This window comes from Pacificibacter sp. (assembly GCF_039769035.1).
GTDB lineage: Bacteria > Pseudomonadota > Alphaproteobacteria > Rhodobacterales > Rhodobacteraceae > Celeribacter.
On sequence record NZ_JBDMZG010000124.1, the window covers coordinates 1 to 2862 of the forward strand.

A 2862-nucleotide genomic window follows, 5' to 3' on the forward strand; every position below is an offset into this window, starting at 1 on the left:
GCGCAATTGCCCTTCGGATACAAAGCCGTTGTGGGCGGGGCTGTTGAGGCCAGTGCTGACAGCCAAGCGCCGATCTTTGCCGTGTTCCCTGTGATGCTTTTGATTATGCTCACATTGACGATGATTCAGATGCAGGGCTTTAGATTGTCCTTCGTCGTGTTCTGTGTTGCGCCTTTGGGGATGATCGGGGTTGTCGCCGCATTGGTGCCATCGGGCGCGCCGCTTGGTTTTGTTGCGATTTTGGGCGTGCTTGCTTTGGTGGGGATTTTGATCCGGAACTCGATTATTCTGGTGAACGAAATTGAAGTGCTACGCAGCAAAGGTCGCGATGCTTGGACCGCGGTGTTCGAAGCAAGTGACTCGCGGGCACGTCCCATCTTGTTGACAGCTGCCGCTGCCAGCTTGGCATTGATCCCGATTTCACGTCAGATTTTCTGGGGGCCGATGGCCTTTGCCATGATGGGCGGGATTATCGCAGGAACTGTGATTACGTTGGTCTTCGCACCTGCGTTGTATTTGGCGGTCTTTAGGGTCAAACCACAGGACTAGATGTCCGAACAAAAGCACACAAAAAACAAGCGCGGCTCCAAAGGGCCGCGCTTGTTGCATCTTGAGATATGTTATGTGCCAGCTGCGAACAGTTGCTTCTGAGCAGCGTCGCTTACGACTGCGCCACAACGGTTTGTGAAATCGCGCCAAAAATAGGAGCACCATCACGTGCAGAGCATTCCATTTTAACGCGATCACCGAATGACATGTACGGCGTGACAGGCGCACCGGTGTCCAGCATTTCAATGCCACGACGTTCGGCAATACAGGATGACCCGATTTCGCGGAAATTTTCGTTCGAAACCGTGCCGGACCCAATGATTGTACCTGCTACAAGCTTGCGCGTTTTTGCGGCATGAGCGATCAGTTCATCAAAACCGAATGCCATATGATAGCCCTCGGCCGCGCCAAAATGGGTGTCATTCAAATCAACTTTCAAAGGCAGGTCGACCCGCGCATCGCGCCATGCATCCCCAAGTTCATCTGGGGTGACCGCGACGGGGGCGACGGAACAAGCAGGTTTGGCTTGAACCCAGCCGAAGCCAGTTTTCATTTCCACCGGCGCAATGGTGCGCAATGACCAGTCGTTGATCTGAACCAAAAGGCGGATATGGCTTTGAGTGGTTTGTGCGTCAGTGCCCATTGGGACCGCGTCACAGATGATTCCGAATTCACCTTCAATATCAATTCCGTCCGCTTCAGACGGAAAGGGCACATCAGCCGTTGCAGGCAAGAATTCGTGGGACATACCTTGGTACATCAAAGGACGGCCCTTCGGAACAGGGTCCATCTTGAAGACTTTTTGCATCAAGTCGCCGTGACTTTCATAGGCCGATCCATCGAGCCACTGCCAAGCGCGCGGCAAAGGGGCTAAGGCTTGTGTCATATCAAAGGCCTCACCGCCGCCTGCGTTCAAGGCAGAGTATTGCGCCTCAAGGGCAGGGGCCAAGGCCTCCCAGTTTTCAATCAAGGCCTGCATGGTCGCAACATCTTTGGCCGCAGTAGCGCGCGTTAGGTCGCGGCTGACGAGATGCAGTTGGCCATCTGGGGTGCCATTTGGCAAAGTCGCAAATTTCATAAGTGTTCTCCGTCGTTAAAGGCACTGGAATTGGGCCAAGCTGTGACACTAAGGATCCAAAGACTGAAAAGATGCGCGAGCAATGTTTGCCGGCACATCCTAGACCGTTCAAGATCATTTTCGTTGCCAAAAGGCATATGTGCAAACGACGCCAATTGGGCATCGTTTGCTGTGTTTTGGTGCTACTGAGCTGTCGATTGTTCCAACAGATCGTTTTCGATTTTCAAAGCGCGTTGAACCGCTGGGCGCTCTTCCATACGGGCAGCATGGGCGGCCCAGTTCGGCAGAACGCTGACATCATAATCCACGCTGAGCAAGCGGAACCAGATCCAGTAGATATAGGCGTCTTGGATGGACCATTCATCGCCATACCACCATGGCCCATTGGCCAGTTGGTCTTCGACAACTTTGGCCATCATAACCATGGCAGCGTGGCCCTTTTCGCGCACCGATTGCTGTGCCTCATCGCCGTCAGCGATGAACATCGGCATCCGCATACGGGTTACAATCGGGTGCAATGTGTCCGCGCAAAATGCCAAGTTGGCAGTGATCTTTGCATCCGCAAAAGCATTGTCTGTTTGTGGCAGCAACTGTGGAAACTTTGATCCCAAATAACGCGCAATGGCGACGTTCTGCGCCGAAGCCCCCTCAGGCGTTTCCAGCAAAGGCACTTTTCCAGCAAGGTTCTTCGCAAGGTAGTCAGGGCGTTTGTGTTCGCCTTTCATCAATTGCACATGTTTGACGTCAAACTCCGCGCCAGATTCTGCGAGCGCGACCAAAGGCACGCGCGCGCAGGTTCCAGGTGTGAAATGGAGCGTGTAGCTCATGCCAGACGGCCACCGAGTGTATCTGCAAACCAATCAGCGATATAGTGGCGGCCAAAGCTCATGTTGTCAGCGCCAACATGTTCAACACCACCTTCGCGTGGCGTGAAGATTTTCAGCTCGCGACGTGGAGAGTTGACCAATTGGTCGTAGCTTTGGTGCGCGTAATCGAGGCAGATCTGGCGGTCAAACTCACCATGCGTGACGAGGAACGGCACTTTGATTTTTTCCATCTGACCGTTCAGGTTCATGCCTTTTGACTTTTCAATGAAGTCTTCTTGACCGTCTGCACCAAAGACCCAGTGCACGTGTTTCCAGTAGTGCGGCACAGGGTTTTCGCCTTCGCGATTGATGCGACGTTGCTGAACTTCGGCCCAGTTGTGGTTTGCACCCCAAACGGCACCGGAGGCA

3 protein-coding genes and 1 pseudogene are annotated in these 2862 nt (G+C 53.6%); 1 reads left to right on the top strand and 3 read right to left on the bottom strand.

Annotation, left to right across the window (positions count from 1 at the left end; genetic code table 11):
• On the top strand, positions 1-549 hold a 549-nt coding region (locus ABF287_RS11090; protein WP_347185070.1), incomplete at its 5' end, for an efflux RND transporter permease subunit.
• A 112-nt stretch (positions 550-661) separates the two neighbouring features.
• On the opposite strand, the gene ABF287_RS11095 is transcribed toward ABF287_RS11090, so the two are convergent.
• From ABF287_RS11095 to ABF287_RS11105, 3 genes and pseudogenes are all read right to left on the bottom strand, one after another.
• Positions 662-1627 (bottom strand): fumarylacetoacetate hydrolase family protein, encoded by a 966-nt coding sequence (locus ABF287_RS11095; protein ID WP_347185071.1) that lies wholly within the window; start codon positions 1625-1627, stop codon positions 662-664.
• Between the two features lie 182 nt (positions 1628-1809).
• Positions 1810-2454, bottom strand: coding sequence for a glutathione S-transferase family protein (locus ABF287_RS11100; protein WP_347185072.1), 645 nt, complete (start codon positions 2452-2454; stop codon positions 1810-1812).
• Positions 2451-2862, bottom strand: a pseudogene (locus ABF287_RS11105) (alpha/beta hydrolase); the annotation flags it as partial. The pseudogene ABF287_RS11105 and the gene ABF287_RS11100, both read right to left, overlap by 4 nt.

What these genes read in the sequence shown, in the direction of transcription:
- ABF287_RS11095 (WP_347185071.1), bottom strand. Translation starts at nt 1,627, where the DNA reads ATGAAATTTGCGACTTTGCCAAATGGCACCCCAGATGGCCAACTGCAT.
- ABF287_RS11100 (WP_347185072.1), bottom strand. Translation starts at nt 2,454, where the DNA reads ATGAGCTACACGCTCCATTTCACACCTGGAACCTGCGCGCGCGTGCCT.